This is a genomic window from Mycobacterium kansasii ATCC 12478 (assembly GCF_000157895.3).
Classification (GTDB): Bacteria; Actinomycetota; Actinomycetes; order Mycobacteriales; family Mycobacteriaceae; genus Mycobacterium; species Mycobacterium kansasii.
In genome coordinates, this window is the sequence record NC_022663.1 from 4626566 (window position 1) to 4648332 (window position 21767).

Here is a 21767-nt window from a genome sequence, read left to right on the forward strand (position 1 = left end):
TTGCCGCTCAAAGAGATTCGGAGTGCCGCCGGCAAACCAGCTGATCAGCTGTCCGGCGGCGCTCGGCAGCCCCACGAACACGATCAGCAACAACGCCGCGTCATAGGACAGGTCCTGCCAATTTCGACGGCACGGTGTAAGACGTCCAAATCGGATAGGTCAGGTAACCTACGGGCGATCCGGGGGATGCCCCTTGTCACCGTTCCGTTTACCCGCGAAGGTTTACTATGTTCACCTTTTTCGTTCATAAGTCTCGCAGGAGCGGTTCCGGCTCGGCTCGCGACCTGTGGCGACGGTGGTGTAGAGGAGTTCCGTGACGTCCAACCGACCTGGTGGCCCTGGCGGCCTGGTGAGCGTGCTAACCGCGGCCGCACTGGTCTTCTCGGCATGCGGTGGTCACACCGACAACGCCGCCACGAAGATCGAGTGCGGCGGAAAGAAGGAACTCCAGGACGCCGGTTCCACCGCGCAACAGAATGCGATCGAACAATTCGTCTACGCCTACATTCGGGCCTGCCCCGGTTATACGTTGGACTACAACGCAAACGGCTCGGGGGCCGGGGTGGAGGAGTTCGTCAACAACCGGACCGATCTCGCCGGCTCCGACGTGCCGTTGGACCCGTCGACCGGTCAGCCCGACCGGGCCGCAGCCCGCTGCGGTTCGCCGGCGTGGGATCTGCCGACGGTGTTCGGCCCGATCGCGGTGACTTACAACGTCAACGGAGTAAGCAAGCTGAATCTCGACGGGCCCACGACCGCAAAGATCTTCAACGGCACCATCACCCGATGGGACGACCCCGCGATCAAGGCCCTCAACTCCGACACCAACCTGCCCCCGACGCCCATCCACGTGATCTTCCGCAGCGACAAATCGGGGACCACGGCCAACTTCCAGAAGTACCTCGACGGCGCGTCCGACGGCGCCTGGGGCAAAGGCGTCGGGGAGACGTTCCACGGAGGTGTCGGTGACGGCGCCGCGGGCAACAACGGCACGTCGGCGCTGCTGGAGACGACCGACGGGTCGATCACCTACAACGAGTGGTCATTCGCCGTGGGCAAGCAGCTGCACATGGCCGGCATCATCACCTCGGCAGGCCCGGACCCGGTGCTGATCACCACCGATTCCGTTGGCAAGACGATCGCCGGGGCACGCTTCCAGGGGCAAGGCAACGACCTGGTGCTGGATACGTCGTCGTTCTACAAGCCGACACAGTCCGGCGCTTACCCGATCGTGCTGGCGACCTATGAGATCGTGTGCTCCAAGTACCCGGACGCGGCGACGGGTAAGGCGGTAAAGGCGTTTATGCAGGCCGCGATCGGCCCCGGCCAGGACGGTCTGGAGCAGTACGGATCCATCCCGTTGCCGAGCTCGTTTCAGGCCAAGCTGGCGAAAGCGGTCAATGCTATCTCGTGATGCGGTGAAGGGAGCTCGGCCGTGACCGATGCGCGGGCGGGGGCCCGGTTCGGGCCCTATGAGTTGAGGCGATTGCTGGGCCGCGGCGGCATGGGCGAGGTCTACGAGGCCGAGGACACCCGTAAGCGCCGGGTGGTGGCGCTGAAGTTGATCTCGCCGGAGTTCTCCGGTGACCCGGTGTTTCGTGCCCGGATGCAACGTGAGGCCGACGCCGCGGGACGGCTGACCGAGCCACACGTGGTGCCCATCCACGACTACGGCGAGATCGACGGCAAACTGTTCCTGGAGATGCGACTGGTCGACGGCACCGACTTGGCCACGCTGCTGAAGCGGTCCGGGCCGTTGAGTCCGGCACGCGCGGTGGCGATCGTGCGCCAGATCGCCAGCGCGCTGGACGCCGCCCACACCACCGGCGTGACGCACCGCGACGTCAAACCGGAGAACATCCTGATCACCGACGACGACTTCGCCTATCTCGTCGACTTCGGTATCGCGCGCGCGGCCACCGATCCGGGACTGACCCGGGCCGGGACCGCGATGGGCACTTACAGCTACATGGCTCCGGAGCGATTCACCGGCGACGAGGTCACCTACCGCGCCGACATCTATTCGCTGGCCTGTGTGCTCAACGAATGCTTGACCGGGTCACCTCCGTATCCGACCGACAGCATCGAACGGGCCGTCGGCGCGCATCTGACCCAGCCCGCCCCGCAGCCCAGCCGGTTGCGACCCGGAAAGGTCCCGCAGGCATTCGACGAGGTGATCGCCAAAGGCATGGCCAAGGATCCCGGGGAGCGCTACCGCAGCGCCGGCGAACTGGCCGCCGCAGCCCACCAAGCGCTGAGCGCACCCGAGCAGGATCAGGCCACCACGATTCTGCGGCGGCTGGACGAGGCCGCGCCCGCGGCGGTCGGACCGGGCGGCGCACCGGGGTACCCTGCGCCCGGCTCCGCCGGCAGCTGGCGGGACCGGCCCAGACCCGCACCGCACGTGGGTCCGGCCGGGCCGCCCGGGTTCGGCCAGCCACCCCGCGCGTCGGCGCCCGACTTCGCAGCGGGCGCGCCGCGACCCCGTTCCAAGCGCAAGCTGTGGATCCTGGTGGGCGCTGCAGCACTGCTCGTCATCGCCGCCGTCGGGTATGTGGTGGCCCGGCCGTCGCACCCCTCGACGCCGGCGTCCGGACAGACGGTACTGCCGTTCAAGGGCATCGACTTCCGGCTCTCGCCGGGCGGGGTGGCGGTGGACACCGCCGGCAACGTCTACGTCACCAGCGAGGGCATGTACGGCCGGGTGGTGAAGTTGGCCAACGGGTCGAGCACCGCAACGGTGCTGCCGTTCAACGGGCTCTACCAGCCTCAGGGGCTGGCGGTTGACGGCGCCGGCGCGGTGTACGTCACCGATTTCAACAACCGGGTGGTGATGCTGCCCGCCGGCTCCAACAGCCAGACGGTGCTGCCGTTCGACGGCCTCGACTACCCCGAAGGAGTGGCGGTGGATGCACAGGGCAGTGTGTATGTCGCCGACCGCGGCAACAGCAGGGTGGTCAAGCTGGCGGCGGGCGCCAAGACCCAGACCGTGCTGCCCTTCGACGGCCTGAAGAACCCCGACGGTGTGGCGGTGGACGGCGCCGGCGCGGTCTACGTCGCCGACACCGACAACAACCGGGTGGTCAAGCTGGCCGCCGGGTCCGACAACCAGACCGTGCTGGCGTTCCGCGAACTCTCCGTGCCGTGGGGTATCGCGGTGGACACGGTGGGCAACGTCTACGTCACCGAGCACAACAAGAACGACGTGGTGAAGCTGGACGCCGGGTCGAACACCCAGACGGTGCTGCCGTTCACCGGGCTCAACACCCCGTTGGCGGTGGCGGTCGACAGCGCGGGGAATGTGTATGTCGCTGACCGCGGCAACGACCGGGCGGTCAAACTGACGCGCTGAGTGCCTACTGCGCGCCGGCCGGCTCTTCCAGGCACACGATGCCGCTGCGGTCCACCTCGTGCACCCGGCCCGTCGAGAGGTCGAAGAACATCCCGACGATTCGTACCGCGCCGGACGCCAATGCCGGGGCCAGGATCGGGTTTCGCGCAAGTCTTTCCACCTGCACGGCCACGTTGACGATGGCGAGTTGGTCAGCTTCGGTGAAGCCGTTGGACACCGCGCTCAGCCGCGCGGGATGGTTGACGCGGAATGCGGCCAGGCTCTCGTGTGCGTGTTGCAGCCAGTGACCCATGGGACCCCGGGGACTGGTCGGCTCCAGTAATACCTTCAACGCGTGGCATGACGAATGTCCGCACACCGCAACCGAACTCACGTCGAGTTCGTTGATCGCGAAGTCGAGGGCGGCGTCCACCGAGCGCTCGGCGGGATCGGTCGGCACCAGGTTGCCGACGTTGCGGATGATGTAGAGGTCACCGGGGCGGCTGGCGGTGATGACGTCCGGCAGGATCCGGGAGTCGGCGCAGGTGAGAAACAACGTGTCCGGGTTCGGCGAATCCGTCAGCGCGCGCACCTGGTGGTGCAGTGCTCTGGTGCCGTTGCGGTGATATTCCTCGACGCCGTGCAGGATGGAGGCGCGCTCCGGATGCTTGTCGCGCCGCGACGGCCACGCCACATCCCGCAGTGAACTGGGCGCGAAGTGACGTTTCGGCGGGCTACTGTGCGCGCTGATCATGTTCGCCGGCGACGTCTCGATGATGGCGACCGATCCGCCGGTCGCCTCGTGCGCGACTTTCCAATCCGAAATCGCCTCGGACACCGCGTGATCGATGTAGTCCGCGTTCAGGTGCAGCGTCACGTCGGTGCCCCGCGGGAGCGTCGAGAGCACGTGGGTCAGCCGCGGCAGGAGCAAGAAGCTCAGCGTGCCGTCCATATCGACCCGCCAGTGCTTGGCCTCTTCCCCCACCGGCTGGGCCTCGATGGGCGCCCGCACCACTCGGACCAGCAGGAACAGGATCGCGACCGCAAGCCCGATAGCCACACCCTCGAGCAGGTTGAGGAATACCACACACACGATGGTGATCGCGTAGATGACGAAATTGCCGGTGCGCAAGGCCATTCGGATGTGAGCCAACCTGACTAGCTGGGCGCCGATCACGATCAGCAAACCGGCCAGCGCCGCCTTGGGGATGAGTTCCACCAGGTTGGTGAACAGCGACGCGAACAGGAGGATCCATACCCCGTGCAATATCGCCGACATCCGGGTCCGGGCGCCGGCGGCCACATTGGCCGAACTGCGGACGATAACCCCGGTGACGGGCAGGCCACCGAGGAGCCCGGACAGCATATTCGCGCTGCCCTGCCCGATCATTTCCCGATTGAAGTTGGTGCGCGGCCCCTTGTGCAGCTTGTCGACACCGACCGCGCACAGCAGCGATTCGACGCTGGCGATCAGGGCGATGGTGAGGATGCCGACGGCGATCACGCTGATCTCCTGAGTCCACGGTCGGCCGCCGGGGGACATGTCGGGGATATTCGGCAGGCTAATCGCCTCGAAAAAGTTGCCGGACAAGGTAACTCGCTCGACGTCCAGTCCGGTGACCTGTGCGAGCGCGGTCGCCGCCACGATGGCCACCAGAGCGCCCGGAACTATCCGCGCCTTGGCCGGAAGCTTCGACCACAACAGCAGGATGGCGATGACGGTGCCTCCGACGATCACCTCGTGCAGTTCGTGATGCAGGATGCCGTCGGGCAGTGCCACGATGTTCTGCCACGCCGAACTCCGGGACGTCCCACCCACCAGCACGTGAATCTGTTGCAACGCGATGGTGATGCCGATGCCCGCCAGCATGGCGTGCACCACCACCGGAGCAATGGCAAGGGCCGCGCGGGCCATCCGGCTCACGCCGAACGCGATCTGCAGCGCACCTGCAGCGATGGTCATCACGCACAACATCGGCCAGCCGACCTCGTCGATCAGCCCGGCGACCACCACGGTCAGACCCGCGGCTGGTCCGCTCACCTGAACCGACGACCCGCCGATGGCCCCGGCGACAATGCCACCTACCACCGCGGCGATCAGACCGGCGGCCAGCGGGGCGCCCGAGGCGATCGCGATCCCCAGCGACAGCGGCAGCGCGACCAGAAAGACGACGAGCGACGCCGGAACGTCGTGCCGCAGGTTAACCAAGATCCACCGTGACCGAGTTTCGGTACGCAAGGCGGAGTCCTTGATAGCGGCACTCATATCGTGGCTCCTCGAACCGGTCAACAGGTCATTGGCGGCAGGGCCACTTCCCTGTCCCGACGCCCTGCGGTCCACGGCTTGGAAAGCGAAAGTTCATAGTGAGTCGATAGCGAATATGTGAGGTTATGGAATACGACCATTTAATCCTCTATGCGGGTCTCGACGTGGTCACCGCGGGTAGGTCGACTCATCGGTAACTCAAAGAAAGCTGTGGACCGTGACGCCGGACTTTAGGGTTCGGTCAGAAAGATGTCGTTGTGCTCGCCGGCGGTCGGCGGGGGGTCGGCGACCACCGCGCTGAAGCTCGAGTAGCGCGCCGGCGTCCGGATCACGGTGACGGCGTCGTCCCCGCGGCCGACTTCGACGGCCAGCTCGTTCTCGGCGAACAGCGGGGTGTCGACGACCTGCTTCCAGGTGTAGGGAAGGCACGCCATCAGGCCGGCTTCTTGCAGCAGTTCGACCCATTCAGCGGCGGTCTTGGCGGCCAGTGCCGACTGCAACTCGTCGGTCAGTTCGTGATAGTGGATCGCCCGCGCGCGCTGGTCGACGAACCGCTCGTCGTCCAGGAGATCGGGCCTGCCGATCAGGTGGCACAGCTGCTGCCAATGCTTGGGAACATATGCGCTGATCAGCAGGTATCCGTCGGCGGCACGGAAGGCGTCCGACGGCTGGGTGGCAAAGCCAACTCCCTTGCGCCGCTTGGGTTGTGGTGGCTGCTCGGGTTTCGGCCGGTCATTGCTGGTCTTGTTCAGGTGCATGGTCAGCTGGTTGGCCTGCAAACCCACCGCGACGTCGTACATGGCCACCCGGACGGTGTCGGCCACCCCGTGGCGCTCGCGGTTGAGCAGCGCGGCCAACACCGCCTGGGCCAGCACGTGGCCGCTGGCGTTGTCGACCAGTTGGAACGGGATGATCTGCGGTTTGCCGTCCGGTGTGGGCATCCCGGTGGTCATGCCGGCCTCGGCGGCGACCATCAGGTCGACACCGGGCCGGTTGCCGTGCGGGCCGTTGCCGCCGAACGCCGACAGGCGCGCATAGATCAGTTTCGGATTACGGGCCCGCAAGTCCTCGGGCCCCAAGCCCATGCGTTCCATGACTCCCGGGCGAAAGCCTTCCAGCAGCACGTCGGCGGTGTCGGCGAGTCGCAGTATCTGCTGTCTGGCCGCGCCGGTGGTCAGGTCCACTGTCACCGACTTCTTGCCCCGGTTGTTGGGCAGAAAATACGTGGGCAGCGGCGGACGTCCGGGAAGGACCGCGGTGATGTGGCGAGCCGCCTCACCGCCGGGCGCCTCGATCTTGATCACTTCGGCGCCCAGATCGGCCAGCACCTGTCCGGCCAGCGGACCGGCGACATTCTGGGTGAAATCGAGTACCCGAAACCCGTCGAGTGGCTTGGCAGGTCTGTCGTTCTGCATCGGCGAACCCTTCCCTGTTTCCCTAACGTGTGGCCGCCTGCCGGCGCAGCACCGCCGTGCAGTAGTAGTTCTCGGCGAAGGGAATGCCTTCAACGGCAGGGCCGGCAGGGCCGGCAGGGCCGGCAGGGCCGGCGGGGCCGGCTGGGGCACCGTCGGATGCCGGCGCGAACCCGTTGTCGACCAGCAGCCGGTCCAGCGGTGTGCGAACCACTTGCCAACCGGCCTCTTCCAGGTGCGCCGCCACGTCGTTGCGCTCGCCGGGGAAGCCCAGAGCCTCAAGCGCGACGTCCAGACCGTGCTGGTACCAGCGCTGGTAGATGGCGCTGAAAAGCTCTCGGCTGGCTGCAGCGCTGAAAAAGACCTCGGCGATCAGCCGGCTGCCGTCGGCGCTGAGCGCGGTGATGTGGTCGAGCAACCGGTCCTGGGCATCGGGCGGCAGGTAACCGAAAAGTCCCTCGGCGGCCCATGCGGTGGGCCGGTCGGCCCGGAACCCGGCCTGTCGCAGCGCCGACGGCCAGTCATCACGCAGATCGACGGCGACGCCGCGCACGTCGGCGCGCGGAACGGCACCGAGGGTGGCCAGTGCGGTGGTCTTGAATTCGACGACTTGCGGCACGTCGATCTCGAAGACCGTCGTTCCGTCCGCCCAGGACAGCCGGTAGCCGCGGGTGTCCAGCCCGGAGGCCAGGATGACGACCTGGCGGATGCTCGCGGGCGTCCCGTCGTGTTGGGCCGCGGCGAAAAACGCGTCGATGTAGCGGGTGCGCGCCGCTTGCTGGTCGGTCATTCGCTGCATGCCCCACGGGGCATCGGGCAGGTCGACATCCTCAGACCGAAGTTCGCCGCTGGCCCACCGTACGAAGAAGTCGATGCCGACCGCGCGCACCAGCGGTTCGGCGAGCGGGTCGTCGATCAGGGCGGCCCGGGTGGCGCGGGCGCGTCCGGCCGCCACCATGGTCGCCGTGGCACCCACGCTGGAAGTCAGGTCCCAGGTGTCGTTCTCGGTGCGCCCCATCTGCGATCTCCTCGACGGCCGCAGGCTATTGGTCAGTCAGCGTAATCACCATCGCTTCGGTCACAGTCGGCCGGTCGAACCGGCGCCGGGCCGGCCGTACCTTTAACATCGTCGGGATGGACGCCGGGATCTCGCAGACCGACCACTGCCACGGGGTTACGCCCGCGACGCCGGTGGTCGAGCGCGACTCCGAATGGCAGCACAATGCGTTGTGGGCGCGCCGGCTGGCCTGGGTCAGCCTGGCCGTGCTGCTCATCGAGGGCGGTATCGGGTTGTGGCAGGGCCTGGCGGTGCGATCCGTGGCCTTGACCGGGTGGGCTCTCGCCGGCGGCTCCGAGGGCCTGGCCAGTGCCATGGTGCTGTGGCGCTTCACCGGTAACCGCACCCTGTCCCAGACCGCCGAGCGGCGCGCGCAACGCGGAGTCGCGGTGTCGTTCTGGCTGACCGCCCCCTACATCGCCGCGGAGTCCCTGCACCACCTGGCCGGCCGCCAGCACGCCGAAACCTCGGTGCTGGGCATCGCGTTGACGGCCATCGCGCTGGTGCTGATGCCGATTCTCGGCCGGGCCAACCACAAACTGGGCGCCCGCCTGAAATCGGGGGCCACCGAAGGCGAAGGCACCCAGAACTACCTGTGCGCCGCCCAGGCCGCCGGGGTGCTGCTGGGCCTGGCGATCACGGCCGGCTGGTCCGGCGGCTGGTGGGTCGACCCGGTCATCGGGCTCGCCATCTCCGGTGTCGCCGTGTGGCAGGGTGTCCGGTCCTGGCAGGGTCACGACTGCGGCTGCTGACCGTCGGCCGGGTCGCCGAGATCGCCGCCAGGGTTGTGGTAGACGGCTCATCCACAGCTTGGACGGCAATCTCGGCGTAACCGGTCTCAATCCAGGCGGTAGCGGATCAACCGAGAGCTGTTGGCCACCACCGCCACCGAGGACGCGTTGTGCAGGATGGCGGCCAGCACCGGGGACAGCGCGCCGCCGGCCCCGATCAGCAGTCCGGCGGCGTTGACGGCGATGGACATGCCGTAGTTCTGCCGGATCACTTCCACTGCCCGCCCACCCAGGTCGCGCACGTCGAGCAGCCGGTGCAGATCGTCGTTGGCCAGCGCCACATCGGCGGTCTCGACGGCGACGTCGGTTCCGGCCAGGCCCATGGCAATCCCGATGTCGGCGGCGGCCAGCGCCGGGGCGTCGTTGACGCCGTCGCCGACCATCCCGACGATGTAACCGTCGTCCTGCAGCTCCCGCACCACCTCGAGCTTGTCCTCCGGCATCACCTCGGCGCGCCACTCGTCGATGCCCAACTCCTCGGCGACCACCTTGGCGATGTCGGGATGGTCCCCGGTGAGCATGACGATGCGGCGAACGCCGTTGTCCCGCAGCTGCTTCAGCACTTCGGCCGCCTCGGGTCGCACCTCGTCGCGCAGGCTTACCAGCCCCACCAGCGTGCCGTCCACGGCCAGCAGCAGCGGGGTCTCCGCCTGGCGACGCAGCCTGTCGACCCATTCCGACGCCTTCTTGGAGACCTTGACGTTCTCCGATTGCAACAGCGACGGGCTGCCCAGCAACAAGGTCCGCCCGTCGGCCCAGGTTCGCATGCCCAGACCCACCAGGACCTCGCACTCCTCGTGCGGCGGGATGCTGATGCGGCGTTCCTCGGTCGAACGGATCACCGCCTCGGCCAGTGGGTGCCGGGAGTGGATCTCCGAGCTGGCGGCGTAGGCCAGAACCTGCTCGGGCTCCCAATCCTTGTGCATCGCAATAATGTTGGTGACCACCGGCCGTCCCACGGTGAGCGTTCCGGTCTTGTCGAACACGATCGCGTCGACCCGGCCGGCCTGCTCGAGGTGCGAGCCGCCCTTGATCAGGATGCCGCGGCGCGCCCCGTTGCCGATCGCCGCGCTGATCGCCGTCGGGGTGGACAGGCCCACCGCGCAGGGGCAGGCGATCAACAGCATGGTCATGGCCCGCCGGACATCCCCGGTGATCAACAAGGTGATCGCCGAGACGATGAACGAGGTGGGCACGAACCGGCGGGAGAAGTTCTCGCCGACCGTCTGGATCGGTGCCCGATCCTGCTGTGCCTCTTCGACTCTGCTGATGATGCGGCCGATCGTGGTTTGGTTGCCCACCGCCTGGGCGCGCACCACCAGGCGGCCGCGCACCACCACCGAACCCGCGTGCACGTGTGTCCCGACGACGACGCTGACCGGCAGGTTCTCCCCGGTGATCGCCGACTGGTTGACGATGGCCTCACCGTCGACCACCTCGCCGTCGACGGGGATGGCGACATGGTCGTGCACGACGACCTCGTCGCCGATCTGCACGGTGTCGATGGGCACCTGGACTTCGGCGCCGTCGGTCAGCCGAATCCAGGCGGTGTCCTGGTTGCCGCGCAGCAGCTCGGAAATCGCCCGCCGGGTCCGTCGCAGCGTCAGATCCTGCAGGTACTCGCCGATGTTGAGCAGCCATAGCACGGTCAGGGCGACGACGTTCTCCCGCAGGATCAAGCTGGCGACGGTGGCCGCCGAGACCAGTGCGTCGGTGCCCGCCTTGCCGGAGCGCAGCGACCGCAGCGCACCGCGCAGGAACGGGTAGCCGGTGAAGATGGTGACGCCGGTGGCGACCATCCGGCCGCTGGGGCCCAGCAGCGGTGGCCTCTTGAACACGTAGCGGCGCACCCCGAGCAGGGCCAGCGCCGCGCCGCCGATCACCATGCGCAGCACGTCGGCGTTGCGGATCTCCGAGGAATGCGGCGCCCGCGCCGGAATGAACTCGGCGGCTACGTGCTGAGCGTCGCTGATCGCCTGCAATACCGCCGAGCGGTTGCAGCGCCGCGGCGAGTACCACACCACGACCGACCCGGTGCGCGGGTAGGCGTGCACGACCCGCACCCCGTTCTGCTTGGCGACGGCCTCTTCGACCGCTACCGCCCGGCGGGAATCACCGCGGACCCAGCCGACGTGGACCCGCATGCGCCCGGCCGCATCGGAAACCACGTCGTGAGGAACTGCTTGAGGAGTTGCCAGCGTCATCTCGAGTAGCTCAGTGGTCGTGGTCGTGGGCGTGACCGACGGCGGGGGTGGGCGCCTCCTCGCCGACACGCTCGCGAGCCTCGGCCATCACGTCAGAAATCTTGAGCCTGGCCGATTCCGCGGCCTCCTCGGCCTTACGAGTGCCACGCAGGCCCAGCTCCGCGGCCGACACAGCGGTCTGGTGCAACGGGGCCTTGGCCGCCACTTTCTTCAACACCTCGTAGGCGGTGACCCCGGCCAGACCAGTGATCACCGTAGTTGCTGCCTTCGCGAAGATCGCCTGCACTGCCATTGCTTGAACCTCTCTTTTGGTCTTGTCGTCACTCTTTTGGTCTTGTCGTCACCCTGTGGGCTAGATTGCGGTGCCGAAATTAACATAGAAATATGGCGATATCAATATGTATTGCCGCTCGGGACGTCGAACCGGCGATCGCCGGTGTCGCCCGCCGAGACCTTCGCTCGCGGCGCAGCAAAATCGGCATCTGTCGGTAACCGGCACGAGTCCGCGTTCCCTGCGGCATAGTTGGGATCGGTAGCAACCACGATGCACTGGAATGGCTTCCGGCAGGCGCGTCATCGGGTCGCGCCGGGCGCTAAGGAGACATCATGAATGGACTGCGGGCAGTTGCGGCCACGGTGGCCGCCAGTTTTGCCGTGGCGATATTCGCATCGGGCACTGCCCAGGCGGACGGGCCCAGCTACCAGGGTGGGAACTGCCCGCCGGGAATGACCTGCACGCACTGGTTCCCCGGTGACCCCGCTCCCCCGGGAAGTCAGGTGCTCAGCTGGGACTGGAATGTTCCCCACGACTGGTACTGGAACTCCGAAGGCATCGTCGACGTGACGACCAAGACGATGTACCCGTGGAGCGGCAGCCCGCACCCGACGCCTTAGCCCTGCTTTCGCCGGATGCATCGTCCTGCGGTCCGCCCGGTTGGTTGAGGCAGATCTTGTCTGCTTCAGCCCGCCATGCCACCGGTTGGTGGGTGGTTACAGGACGCGGGTGACCTTTTCCGTCTCGAGCCGGCGTTGCAGCACCCCGGCATCGGGATTGGTCACCTGCACCAACGAGGCGCCGACGACGAAAACCGCGAGCAGGCCGTCCACCAGCTCATCGGGTGTGGCCCAGGACGCGCTGGAAAGCACCCGATCGGCTGCCGTCAAACGTCTCGCCGCTGCTGAGTCCCGGCAGTCGGCCAGGACCTGGGTCACCGATCGGCCCGCCAGCGCCGGCCCGGGGTGGCGCTCGGCAATGATCTGGTCGCCGTGCACCCGCACCGCGGTGGCGTAGTCGGTGACCCCGATCGGCAGGTCGGGCGCCGGCCGGCCGAAGGCATCCAGCGACAGCACCGCCACCTCGCCGCCGGAAACCGCGGCGTCGGCCTCGTCGAGCCGCTGCGCGGTGCACAGAGCCAGGTCGGCCGGGCCGTCGAGAACCACCTCGGCGCCTATCCACCACACCCCCAACAGCACGGCCGCCGTCTGCCAGTGGGCCGGCAGCAATACCGCGACCCGGGTGGACGGTCCGGCGCCCAGCTCGTCACGCAGCAGGTTCCCGGTCTTGGCGGCCCAATTCGCCAGGGTCGCCGCCGACAGCTCGATGCGCTCGCCGGTCATGTCGTCGTAGTAGGTGATGCGGGGGCCGACCGGGTCGGCCCGCAGCATCGGGTCGAGGATCGCTGCCGACAGCGTGGTCAGTTGATGCACTCCGGATTATCTGAGCCGGCAGTCAGGATCGGCGAGGGCGGGGGAGCGGTGTCCGAGTTGCCGGCATTGCCGGCATTCGAGGCGCGGGCGGGCGCCACGGCGTTACCGCCCACGTTGCCGCCGAGACCCGAACCGGGTCCGGTGTAGTCGTTGGCCAGTACCACCCGGACCGTTCCCGGCGGTACGGACGAGTCGGCGACGACGGGTAGCCCGCCCAGCTCCTTGGCCACCTGCTGCGCGCCCAGGTCGTCGGTCTTGGCGGCCCGCACCTGGCTGCTCTTCACGTGGCCGCCGTCGTTGTTGCCCACCGAACCGGTGCCGAATCCCTTGGCGCTCAAGACTTCCGAAACAGCCGCGGCCAGTCCGTTGATGTCGGTGTCGTTGGCCACGTCCGCGGTGGTCTTGGCCGGTGTGTAGGCCAGCTGCTCGGTCTTGCCCTCGTCCTGCTCGTGCAGCAGTCCGCCGACCCAGTCGGCCACCTGGTGCGGGTCCACCCGCACCACGCTCTGCATCCCGTCGTCGCTCCAGCCGGCGCCGTCGAGCACCGGGATGGTGGCGAAGGCGACGTTGCCACCGGACAGGCTTTGCATCTGTTTGACGAAATCCATGATGTCCCAGCCTGAGGACAGCACCACCGAGCGCTGCACGGCCTGCTCCAGTCGCTTGAGCGTGGCGGGGCTGGACAATGTCTTGCCGGAGATGACCCGGTGGGCCAGCGAGGCCATCACCGCCTGCTGGCGCACCACCCGGTCCAGGTCGCCGCGGGGCAGCTCGTGGCGCTGGCGGACGAAGCTGAGCGCTTGCGGCCCGTTGAGCTTCTGCCGTCCGGCGGGGAAGTCGGCACCCGAAAGTGGTTCGTAGACAGGCTCTTTGAGGCAGACATCGACGCCGCCGAGCGCGTCGGCGATCAACGCGAAACCGAGCAGGCCGATCTCGGCGTAGTGGTCGACGGTGACGCCGGTGAGTTCGGCCACCGTCTTGATCAGGGCCTCGCGACCGGCTTCGGTGCCCGCCGCCGCCGCCTCGGCCGCAGAAGCGCCCGCTTGGACCAGTCCGGCCCGCTTGGTCTCCCGGGTCTGGCCGTAGACGCCGTTGATCTTGGTCTTGCCCAGGCCGGGGGCCTGGACGTAGGAGTCGCGGGGGATGGATATCGCGGTAGCCGACTTCCCGTTGTTGGGGATGCGGATCAGGATGATCGTGTCGGTGTTGGTGGCTTCCTCGTCGCCGGCCCGCAACGTCGCCAGTTCCTCGGCGGACAGCGGGTTGCCATGGGCGTCGGTGCGGCTGTCCAGGCCGACCAGCAGAATGTCGATCGCCCCGTCGTCGCCGCCATGGCCCAGCGAGGGCGCGGACATATGGAAGATGCCGTCTTCGAACGACCGGACGTTGGTCCAGGCCAATCCGGTGCCGAGGACGACCGCGACGGCCAATGCGGTGCACACCGCACGAACCACACGTTGCACAGGCATCACTGTAGGTTACTTGTGTCACAGCTACTTTCTGGGTAGCCCGGGTCGGCGTGCCAGACTCGAACGCATGTCGGGCAGGATCGTGATCACCGGTGCGGGCGGGCAGCTGGGCCGCGTTGCGGCTGCGCAGGCGGCTCGCGCGGGCCGTGAGGTGCTGGCCCAGACGTCGTCGCAGTGGGACATCACCGACCCGGGCGCCGCGGGCGCGATCATCCAAACCGGCGATGTCGTGCTCAATTGCGCCGCCTACACCGACGTCGACGCCGCCGAAAGCGACGAGGCCCGCGCCTACGCCGTCAACGCCAGCGGCCCGGAACACCTGGCGCGGGCCTGCGCGCGTGTCGGTGCCCGGCTGATCCACGTCTCGACCGACTACGTGTTCAACGGTGACTTCAACGGCGCGCAGCCGCATCCCTACGAGCCCGGCGACGCAACCGCGCCCCAGAGTGTGTATGCCCGCAGCAAGCTCGCCGGTGAACAAGCGGTGCTGGCGGCGTTGCCGCAGGCCGTCGTGGTGCGCACCGCGTGGGTATACACCGGCGGGGACGGCACGGACTTCGTGGCCGTCATGCGCCGGCTGGCCGCCGGTGACGGCCCGATCGACGTGGTCAGCGACCAGACCGGATCACCGACCTATGTGGCCGACCTGGCCGCCGCGTTGCTGGAAGTGGCCGGCGCCGGCGTACCCGGAGGTGTGTTACACGCCGCCAACGAAGGTGCGGTCTCCCGGTTCGCCCAAGCTTGCGCGGTGTTCGAAGAATGCGGCGCCGACCCCCGGCGGGTGCGCCCGGTCAGCAGTGCCCAGTTCCCGCGGCCCGCGCCGCGGCCGAGCTACTCGGCGTTAGGTGGCCGGGCCTGGGCCGCGGCCGGCTTGACCCCGCTGCGGCCCTGGCGCAGCGCGCTGGCCGCGGCGCTGGCGGCAGCTTGCGGCGCAGCCCCGGGACATCCCGCGCAGCGACCGTTACCCTCTACGCGTGACTGACGTCTTGCCGGTCGTCGCGGTGACCTATTCGCCGGGCCCTCACCTGGAGCGGTTCCTGGCGTCGTTGTCGCTGGCCACCGAGCGTCCGGTCAGGGTGTTGCTGGCCGACAACGGCTCCACCGACGGAACACCCCAGGCCGCCGTCGAGCGCTACCCCAACGTGCGGCTGCTGCCGACGGGAGGCAATCTCGGCTACGGAACCGCGGTGAACTTCACCGTTTCCCAGCTCGACCGGCTTGGTGAGGACTGGCTGGACGACTGGGTGATCGTGGCCAACCCGGATGTGCAATGGGGGCCGGGCAGCATCGACGCCCTGCTGGGGGCCGCCGAGCGCTGGCCCCGCGCCGGCGCTCTGGGTCCGCTGATCCGCGATCCCGACGGGTCGGTGTACCCGTCGGCACGCCACCTGCCCAGCCTGATCCGCGGCGGCATGCACGCGGTGCTCGGACCGGTATGGCCGGGTAACAGGTGGACGAAGGCCTACCGCCAGGAGCACCTGGAGCCCAGTGAACGGGCGGTCGGTTGGCTGTCGGGGTCGTGTTTGTTGCTGCGACGCTCGGCCTTCGCCCAGGTGGGCGGGTTCGACGAGCGCTACTTCATGTACATGGAGGACGTCGATCTCGGCGACCGGCTCGGCAAGGCCGGCTGGCTCAGCGTCTATGTGCCCTCCGCCGAGGTCCTGCATCACAAGGGCCACTCGACCGGGCGCGACCCGGCGACGCATCTGGCGGCGCATCACCAAAGCACATACATATTCCTGGCGGATCGGCATGGCGGCTGGTGGCGTGCGCCGCTGCGCTGGACGCTGCGGGGATCACTGGCGGTGCGTTCTCGTCTGATGGTGCGCAGTTCGCGCCGGAAACTAGTAGAAGGGCGGCACTGAGTTGGCAGTTCGGCAAGTCGATGCGGTGATCCTGGTCGGCGGCAAGGGCACCAGGCTGCGGCCGCTGACGTTGTCCGCCCCAAAACCCATGCTCCCGACCGCCGGGCTGCCGTTTCTCACTCATCTGCTGTCGCGCATCGCCGCGGCGGGAATCGAACACGTCATCCTGAGCACGTCGTACCGGGCGGAGGTGTTCGAAGCCGAATTCGGCGACGGGTCCAAGCTGGGCCTGCAGATCGACTATGTGACCGAAGAGAACCCGTTGGGCACCGGCGGCGGCATCGCCAATGTGGCTGACAAGCTGCGTTACGACACCGTGATGGTGTTCAACGGCGACGTCCTCTCCGGGGCCGACCTGAACCAACTGCTGGAATTCCACGACACCAACCAGGCCGACGTCACCCTGCACCTGGTTCGGGTGGGTGACCCGAGGGCCTTCGGCTGTGTACCCACCGACGCCGACGGCCGGGTCACCGCCTTTCTCGAGAAGACCGAGGATCCGCCCACCGACCAGATCAATGCCGGCTGCTATGTGTTCAAGCGCGAGATCATCGACCGGATTCCCCGGGGCCGCGAGGTCTCGGTGGAACGCGAGGTCTTTCCGGCGTTGCTCGCCGACTCCGACGTCAGGATTTGCGGCTATGTCGACGCCACATACTGGCGCGACATGGGGACACCGGAAGATTTCGTGCGCGGGTCCGCTGACTTGGTTCGCGGTATCGCTCCCTCACCGGCCCTGCACGGCCATCGCGGTGAGCAGCTGGTGCACGACGGCGCGGCGATCTCGCCCGGGGCGCTGCTGATCGGCGGCACGGTCGTCGGGCGCGGCGCCGAGATCGGCCCCGGCGCCCGGCTGGACGGCGCGGTCATCTTCGACGGCGTCAAGGTCGAGGCCGGCAGTGTGATCGAGCGATCGATCATCGGCTTCGGCGCCCGCATCGGACCGCGGGCGCTGATCCGCGACGGCGTGATCGGCGACGGCGCCGACATCGGCGCGCGCTGCGAACTGCTGCGTGGCGCCCGGGTGTGGCCCGGGGTCTCCATTCCCGACGGCGGCATCCGCTACTCGTCCGACGTCTGAGTCCCTTTCACCTCCAACGTGACGCTGTTGCCACGCTCGACGCCGAACGTGACGCTGGCGTCACGCTCGGCGGGTCGCTTGGGTTGCTTGAGTCACCAGGTACGCCAGCGCGTGGTCGGCTCCGGGCGGTAACTCCTCGGCCGGCCACCACCGCAGGTCCGCGGACTCCTCGCTGATCGCGATCTGCGCCCCGGCCGGCGCATGCGCGACGAACTGCAGATCCAGGTGACGCGTCGGCACTCCCAACGAGCAGGTGACCGGATGCACGTGCACCGCGACGAGTTCGGGTGCCAGCCGCAAACCGGAGATGCCGGATTCCTCGGTCGCCTCGCGCAGCGCCGCGGCGACGACGTCGCGGTCGGCTTCCTCGCAGTGGCCGCCCAGCTGCACCCAACGACCGAACCGGCGGTGCAGGCACAGCAGCACCTGAGTGCCGCTGGCATCCAGCACCAGTGTCGAGGCGGTGATGTGGCCGGCTTCGCACTCGCGCCGGCACGCGTCGGCCCGGGCATGCACGAACGCCAGGACGGCATGCCGCAGCGAGTCCTGGCCCGGATCGGGAGCCTGCCAGTCGGTGAGGGTGGCGATCACCGAATCCCGGATGGTCAACGCGACCCCCGGTTGCGTCGGCGACCGCTAAGGGTGGACCAGGCCGCCCGGCAGCTCGCGACCAGGTCGGCCGACAGACCGAGCCGCTCGATCAGGACATGACGATCCACGATGTCGAGGGCCTTCTCCATCTCGTTCGCTTTCAGGAGCAGATCGACGTCTCGGGCAAGTTCGGTGCTCGTGTACGCCGGCGGCGGGACCGGCAACAGCTCGGCCTCACCCGGCTCGAGTTCCAACACGCCACCGCCGTAACTGCGGCCCATGATCTCGGCGAACGCGAACGTCACGCTGTTGTGGAAGGCGGCGGCAAGCCTTGCCGGATCGACGGTGGGGTCGACCCGCACCCGATGCACGGTATCGGTGCTCGTCGCCGCGGCCGCATTGACGGTCAGGCGCGGCGCGTGGTGGATCTGGCGCAGCATGAACAGGTCCGGAATCCACAGCGACGGCGTGCGCCACCACGGCGTGCGGATGGAGCACTTGTAGCCCAGCTGAACTCCGGCGGCCTCGCCGGCGGCAATGTGGGCGGCAACAGCGGCATCGGCCGGGGTAGTGGGAGCGTTTAGCAGCCAGGTTCGGTGCCCGGCGGCGACGTCGCTTGCCCGGCAGTCTTCGTCGTAGACCAGTCCGCTGAGCTGGGCACTGCGGGAGACCAGCGCAACGCAGTGCTGCCGCAGCCCCAGGGCACCCGCCTCGGCGTCGGTGAAGGTGAAGAAGCTGTTGCGTCCGGTCACGATGCCCACGTCCACCTGCGCCAGGTCGCGGAGCCTGACCATGGTCCCGGACCGGCGCAGTGCCCGTAACAGCTCGATCTGAGGTGGATCGAGGAAATAGGTGGTCCACTTCTCTTTTTCGTGAAGCAGCGCTGGAGCGGTCTCGCCGGTGAGGCTCGCGGCCCCGAGCCCGCCGGCATCGGCGAGGTTGACCGTGCGTACCCGCGCCGGGCCGGCGCCGACGACACCGCAGAACAGCACGACTTCCTGCAGGACGCCGTCGAACACCAAACGCTCGAAGGTCACCACGGTGATCTCGCGGTAGTGGCTCACCAGGAAGTCCCGTAGCTGTGCCGCGTAGCCGACTTGGAGCAATTCCGCCGGAACCACCAGGCCCACCCGTCCGCCCTCGCGCACCAGGGTGGTGCTCGCGACGACAAAAGGGACCCAGGCATTGGTCAACTTCGTCGGGCGCAGGCCCGCGCTTCGCATCAGTTCCAGGGCGGGTTCTCGTTGATCGGATGCCCAGTTGCCGAAGCGGATGTAGGGCGGGTTGCCGGCGATGCCATCCCAGCTGCCGGGCCGCGCCGTGTGCAGCCAGGTGAAAAAGTTGTCGACGTCGACGCACGCGAATTCCCGCGACTTGCCGGCCTCGGCCGCGACGAGTTCCACACCGTGCGCCTGGGAGGTCAGGGCGGCGAGTTCGCGCAGAATCCGGCCGTCGCCGCAGGAGGGCTCCAAGATTCGCGGGCCGGCCTCGCAGACCCAGCGGGCCAGGAACCGGGCCACCGCCGGCGGCGTGTAGTAGCCGCCGCGAACCTTCTCAGCCGACGCCGCGGCCTTGCCCGCGAACGTCGTCATCTGCGGACCAGCAGATCCCCGGCCGGCACCGGCTCACGCGGCCCTGGCGGCTCCGACGGGTAGCCAATCGCGATGGCGCCCAACGGCTCCCAGTCGGCGGGCAGTTGCAACTCCGCCCGCACCAGATCGGCGGCGAAGATCGTCGAGCCGATCCAGCAACTGCCCAGCCCACGCACCGCCAGGGCAACCAGTAGGGCTTGCACCGCGGCTCCCACCGCGACGGTGAACATGGTGTGCTCGGCGTGGCCGCGCGCCGCGTCGGGGTAGGCGTGGGCACCCTCCGGCACCAGCATCGGGATGACGACTTCGGGTGCGTCGTAAAGTATTTGGCCGCGCGCCACGCGGCGTTCGACGGCATCGGCCGGCTTGCCGTCGCCGGCCAGATCGGAGCGCCACTTGTCTTTCATCCGGTCGAGCAGCCGGGCGCGCACCGCCGGCGTCTGCAACCATACGAAGCGCACCGGCCGGGTGTGGTGCGGGGCCGGCGCGGTGAGCGCCTCGGCGACCGCGGACTCGACGAGCTCCGGCGGCACCGGCTCGGCGTTGAAGCGGCGAACCGACCTGCGCAACAGCTGGGCCTGTCGGCGCCCCAGCTCGATGGCTTCGGCGGTGCCGAGCCAGAACAGGTCCTCGGCGCCCGGCCGCACCAACCGCCGCGCCGTGGAACCGTCGTCACGCACCGGCAGCCCGCGGACCACGGCCACCGGCAGCGCCGTCAACTTGCCCTTGACCAGGTCGGCGGCGGCGGCGATCTCGTCGGCGACCGCGATCTCGGTGACAACCAATTCGTTGCCGTGCCGGTCCAGCGCGCCCGCATAGTTATGCAACACCGCCAGACCGGCGGCGCCGACCGCGGCGTCGATCTGGCCGCAGCGCCAGGCGCGGCCCATGGTGTCGGTGACCACCACCGCCACGGTGACACCGAGGCGTTCGCGCAGCCCGGCGCGCAGGGCCGCGGCACTGGCGTCGGGATCGACGGGCAGCAGCGCCAATTCATTCCGGTTGACGTTGGATCCGTCCACCCCGGCGGCGGCCTGCACCAGCCCGAGCCGGTTCTCGGTGATCAAGGTCTTGCCCTTGCGGGCCAGTACTCGTACCGCTTCGTCGTCGATCAGCTTGCGACGCAGCCGATCTCGCGCCTCCTCGGACTCCGGCGCCGGCACCAGCCGGCCCTCGCACTTGGACACCACCTTGCTGGTGACCACAACGACGTCGTCGTCGCACAGCCACGGCGCGGCGGCCGCGATCGCCGCGCCCAGGTCATCGCCGGGGCGGAATTCGGGAAGCCCGGTGACAGGCAGGATTTCGATGGGCGATCCGGTGCCGTGCTCGCTCACGCCGCCACGCCCGCAAGCTCCAGCCCGGCGCTCACCATCTCCGCGGTTGCGTTCGGGTCGCTCATCAACAGCGGTATCGATCGCACCAGCACGCCGTCGATATCGGCCTGATCGCCCTCGGCGATCAGCCAGCAGTCGAGTATGCCGGTGGTGGTGCGCGAGCCGTAGTGCCGGCCCACCGCCGCCGCGGTGGAATCCACCCCGATTACCGAGAGACACGCATCGGCCATGCCGCGCAACGGTTTTCCTCCGATGATCGGCGAGTAGCCGACGATCGGCGCGGGGGTGGCCCGCAGCGCGGCACGGATGCCGGGGACCGCCAGGATAGCGCCGATGCTGACCACCGGGTTGGACGGAGCCAGCATGACGACGTCAGCCTCCGCGATGGCGTTCACCACTTCTGTTGTGGCACTAGCTGTTTCAGAGCCGATGAAGGCGAAGCTGTGGGTCGGCACCTGGGCGCGGTAACGCACCCACCACTCCTGGAAGTGGATGGCACGCTGGGATCGGGTTTCCGGGTCGGTGATCACCACGTGGGTCTCGCAACGGTCATCGCTGACCGGGAGCAACCTCGCCCCCGGTTGCCAGCGGTCACACAGCGCCGCGGTGATCTGCGACAGTGGGTAGCCGGCCCGCAGCATCTGAGTGCGCACCAGGTGCGTGGCCAGATCCCGGTCGCCGAGCTGGAACCAGTCCGGCTGCACGCCGTAGTGCGCGAGTTCCTCTTTGGCGTGCCAGGTTTCGTCGCGATGACCCCAGCCCCGCTGCGGATCGACACCGCCGCCCAGGGTGTACATGCAGGTGTCCAGGTCCGGGCAGACCCGCAGCCCGTGAATCCAGGCATCGTCACCGATGTTGACCACCGCGGTCAATTCGTGACATGGGTCGTGTCCCGGTATGGCAAACTGTCCCAGGCCGAGCAACTGCTGGACCCCCAACAGAAAGCGGGCGCCGCCGACTCCCCCCACGAGAACGGTGACCTTCACACCGCAGGACAGTACCCGCCGGGGACGGGGGATCAGGGCGGGGTTACCGCGCTTTCACGCCGGCCCCTGACGGGATTG

General features: G+C 68.3%; 18 protein-coding genes and 1 pseudogene. 7 read left to right on the forward strand and 12 right to left on the reverse strand.

Going from position 1 to position 21767, the window contains the following annotated elements; genetic code table 11:
- Positions 1 to 30: 30 nt before the first annotated feature.
- Positions 31 to 193 (reverse strand): annotated as a pseudogene (locus MKAN_RS32170) (phosphate ABC transporter permease PstA); the annotation flags it as partial.
- A 120-nt stretch (positions 194 to 313) separates the two neighbouring features.
- On the opposite strand from MKAN_RS32170, the gene pstS reads away from it, so the two are divergent.
- Both pstS and MKAN_RS20175 read left to right on the forward strand, forming a co-directional pair.
- Complete coding sequence (gene pstS, locus MKAN_RS20170; protein ID WP_371686022.1) at positions 314 to 1414, forward strand: phosphate ABC transporter substrate-binding protein PstS; 1101 nt, start codon at positions 314 to 316, stop codon at positions 1412 to 1414.
- Positions 1415 to 1435: 21 nt separating this feature from the next.
- Positions 1436 to 3352 carry a serine/threonine-protein kinase PknD gene (locus tag MKAN_RS20175; RefSeq protein WP_023371499.1) on the forward strand — a complete coding sequence of 639 codons (1917 nt, stop codon included), beginning with the start codon at positions 1436 to 1438 and terminating at the stop codon, positions 3350 to 3352.
- Positions 3353 to 3356: 4 nt separating this feature from the next.
- Here MKAN_RS20175 and MKAN_RS20180 read toward each other — a convergent pair whose 3' ends face one another.
- The 3 genes from MKAN_RS20180 to MKAN_RS20190 form a co-directional block, all read right to left on the reverse strand.
- Positions 3357 to 5597 (reverse strand): SulP family inorganic anion transporter, encoded by a 2241-nt coding sequence (locus MKAN_RS20180; protein WP_023371501.1) that lies wholly within the window; start codon positions 5595 to 5597, stop codon positions 3357 to 3359.
- Between the two features lie 230 nt (positions 5598 to 5827).
- A complete protein-coding gene (locus MKAN_RS20185) occupies positions 5828 to 7012 on the reverse strand; it encodes a CoA transferase (protein WP_023371503.1) in 1185 nt (394 codons plus the stop codon).
- 22 nt (positions 7013 to 7034) lie between these two features.
- Complete coding sequence (locus MKAN_RS20190; protein ID WP_023371505.1) at positions 7035 to 8027, reverse strand: class I SAM-dependent methyltransferase; 993 nt, start codon at positions 8025 to 8027, stop codon at positions 7035 to 7037.
- A gap of 116 nt (positions 8028 to 8143) precedes the next feature.
- Between MKAN_RS20190 and MKAN_RS20195 the strand changes: the two genes are divergently transcribed.
- Positions 8144 to 8818 (forward strand): cation diffusion facilitator family transporter, encoded by a 675-nt coding sequence (locus tag MKAN_RS20195; protein WP_023371507.1) that lies wholly within the window; start codon positions 8144 to 8146, stop codon positions 8816 to 8818.
- An 86-nt stretch (positions 8819 to 8904) separates the two neighbouring features.
- On the opposite strand, the gene ctpC is transcribed toward MKAN_RS20195, so the two are convergent.
- Positions 8905 to 11061: a manganese-exporting P-type ATPase CtpC gene (gene ctpC / locus MKAN_RS20200; protein ID WP_036444227.1), complete on the reverse strand. Its 2157-nt coding sequence runs from the start codon at positions 11059 to 11061 to the stop codon at positions 8905 to 8907.
- Between the two features lie 10 nt (positions 11062 to 11071).
- Positions 11072 to 11353, reverse strand: coding sequence for a DUF1490 family protein (locus MKAN_RS20205; protein WP_023371511.1), 282 nt, complete (start codon positions 11351 to 11353; stop codon positions 11072 to 11074).
- A gap of 314 nt (positions 11354 to 11667) precedes the next feature.
- Here MKAN_RS20205 and MKAN_RS20210 point away from each other — a divergent pair, with 314 nt between their 5' ends.
- Complete coding sequence (locus MKAN_RS20210; RefSeq protein WP_023371513.1) at positions 11668 to 11955, forward strand: hypothetical protein; 288 nt, start codon at positions 11668 to 11670, stop codon at positions 11953 to 11955.
- A 96-nt stretch (positions 11956 to 12051) separates the two neighbouring features.
- Here the strand turns inward: MKAN_RS20210 and MKAN_RS20215 are convergent, their stop codons facing one another.
- Together MKAN_RS20215 and MKAN_RS20220 are read right to left on the reverse strand one after the other, a co-directional pair.
- On the reverse strand, positions 12052 to 12768 hold the full coding sequence (locus tag MKAN_RS20215) for a TIGR03089 family protein (protein WP_023371515.1): 717 nt from the start codon (positions 12766 to 12768) through the stop codon (positions 12052 to 12054).
- Positions 12756 to 14237: an LCP family protein gene (locus MKAN_RS20220; protein ID WP_023371517.1), complete on the reverse strand. Its 1482-nt coding sequence runs from the start codon at positions 14235 to 14237 to the stop codon at positions 12756 to 12758. The genes MKAN_RS20215 and MKAN_RS20220 overlap by 13 nt, the downstream gene beginning before the upstream one ends.
- Before the next feature lie 67 nt (positions 14238 to 14304).
- On the opposite strand from MKAN_RS20220, the gene rfbD reads away from it, so the two are divergent.
- From rfbD to manB, 3 genes are read left to right on the forward strand one after another with little or no spacing between them, the layout of a single operon-like run.
- Positions 14305 to 15219 carry a dTDP-4-dehydrorhamnose reductase gene (gene rfbD / locus MKAN_RS20225; protein ID WP_023371519.1) on the forward strand — a complete coding sequence of 305 codons (915 nt, stop codon included), beginning with the start codon at positions 14305 to 14307 and terminating at the stop codon, positions 15217 to 15219.
- Positions 15212 to 16102, forward strand: a complete 891-nt coding sequence (locus MKAN_RS20230; protein ID WP_023371521.1) for a glycosyltransferase family 2 protein — start codon at positions 15212 to 15214, stop codon at positions 16100 to 16102. Before rfbD ends, MKAN_RS20230 begins: the two co-directional genes overlap by 8 nt.
- 1 nt (position 16103) lies before the next feature.
- Complete coding sequence (gene manB, locus MKAN_RS20235) at positions 16104 to 17183, forward strand: mannose-1-phosphate guanylyltransferase (RefSeq protein ID WP_023371523.1); 1080 nt, start codon at positions 16104 to 16106, stop codon at positions 17181 to 17183.
- A gap of 60 nt (positions 17184 to 17243) precedes the next feature.
- Here the strand turns inward: manB and MKAN_RS20240 are convergent, their stop codons facing one another.
- Genes MKAN_RS20240 through cofD form a run of 4 tightly spaced genes read right to left on the reverse strand, consistent with a single transcriptional unit; the run spans position 17244 to position 21689 of the window.
- Positions 17244 to 17792, reverse strand: coding sequence for an NUDIX hydrolase (locus MKAN_RS20240; protein WP_023371525.1), 549 nt, complete (start codon positions 17790 to 17792; stop codon positions 17244 to 17246).
- On the reverse strand, positions 17789 to 19366 hold the full coding sequence (locus MKAN_RS20245) for an Eco57I restriction-modification methylase domain-containing protein (RefSeq protein WP_023371527.1): 1578 nt from the start codon (positions 19364 to 19366) through the stop codon (positions 17789 to 17791). The genes MKAN_RS20240 and MKAN_RS20245 overlap by 4 nt, the downstream gene beginning before the upstream one ends.
- Positions 19363 to 20703, reverse strand: a complete 1341-nt coding sequence (locus MKAN_RS20250; RefSeq protein ID WP_023371529.1) for a coenzyme F420-0:L-glutamate ligase — start codon at positions 20701 to 20703, stop codon at positions 19363 to 19365. The genes MKAN_RS20245 and MKAN_RS20250 overlap by 4 nt, the downstream gene beginning before the upstream one ends.
- On the reverse strand, positions 20700 to 21689 hold the full coding sequence (cofD, locus tag MKAN_RS20255; RefSeq protein WP_023371531.1) for a 2-phospho-L-lactate transferase: 990 nt from the start codon (positions 21687 to 21689) through the stop codon (positions 20700 to 20702). Before cofD ends, MKAN_RS20250 begins: the two co-directional genes overlap by 4 nt.
- Between the last annotated feature and the right edge of the window lie 78 nt (positions 21690 to 21767).

Coding starts and splice junctions, on each gene's coding strand:
- MKAN_RS20180 (WP_023371501.1), bottom strand. CDS start 5,597: ATGAGTGCCGCTATCAAGGACTCCGCCTTGCGTACCGAAACTCGGTCA.
- MKAN_RS20185 (WP_023371503.1), bottom strand. CDS start 7,012: ATGCAGAACGACAGACCTGCCAAGCCACTCGACGGGTTTCGGGTACTC.
- MKAN_RS20190 (WP_023371505.1), bottom strand. CDS start 8,027: ATGGGGCGCACCGAGAACGACACCTGGGACCTGACTTCCAGCGTGGGT.
- MKAN_RS20195 (WP_023371507.1), top strand. CDS start 8,144: ATGGACGCCGGGATCTCGCAGACCGACCACTGCCACGGGGTTACGCCC.
- ctpC (WP_036444227.1), bottom strand. CDS start 11,061: ATGACGCTGGCAACTCCTCAAGCAGTTCCTCACGACGTGGTTTCCGAT.
- MKAN_RS20205 (WP_023371511.1), bottom strand. CDS start 11,353: ATGGCAGTGCAGGCGATCTTCGCGAAGGCAGCAACTACGGTGATCACT.
- MKAN_RS20210 (WP_023371513.1), top strand. CDS start 11,668: ATGAATGGACTGCGGGCAGTTGCGGCCACGGTGGCCGCCAGTTTTGCC.
- MKAN_RS20220 (WP_023371517.1), bottom strand. CDS start 14,237: ATGCCTGTGCAACGTGTGGTTCGTGCGGTGTGCACCGCATTGGCCGTC.
- rfbD (WP_023371519.1), top strand. CDS start 14,305: ATGTCGGGCAGGATCGTGATCACCGGTGCGGGCGGGCAGCTGGGCCGC.
- MKAN_RS20245 (WP_023371527.1), bottom strand. CDS start 19,366: ATGACGACGTTCGCGGGCAAGGCCGCGGCGTCGGCTGAGAAGGTTCGC.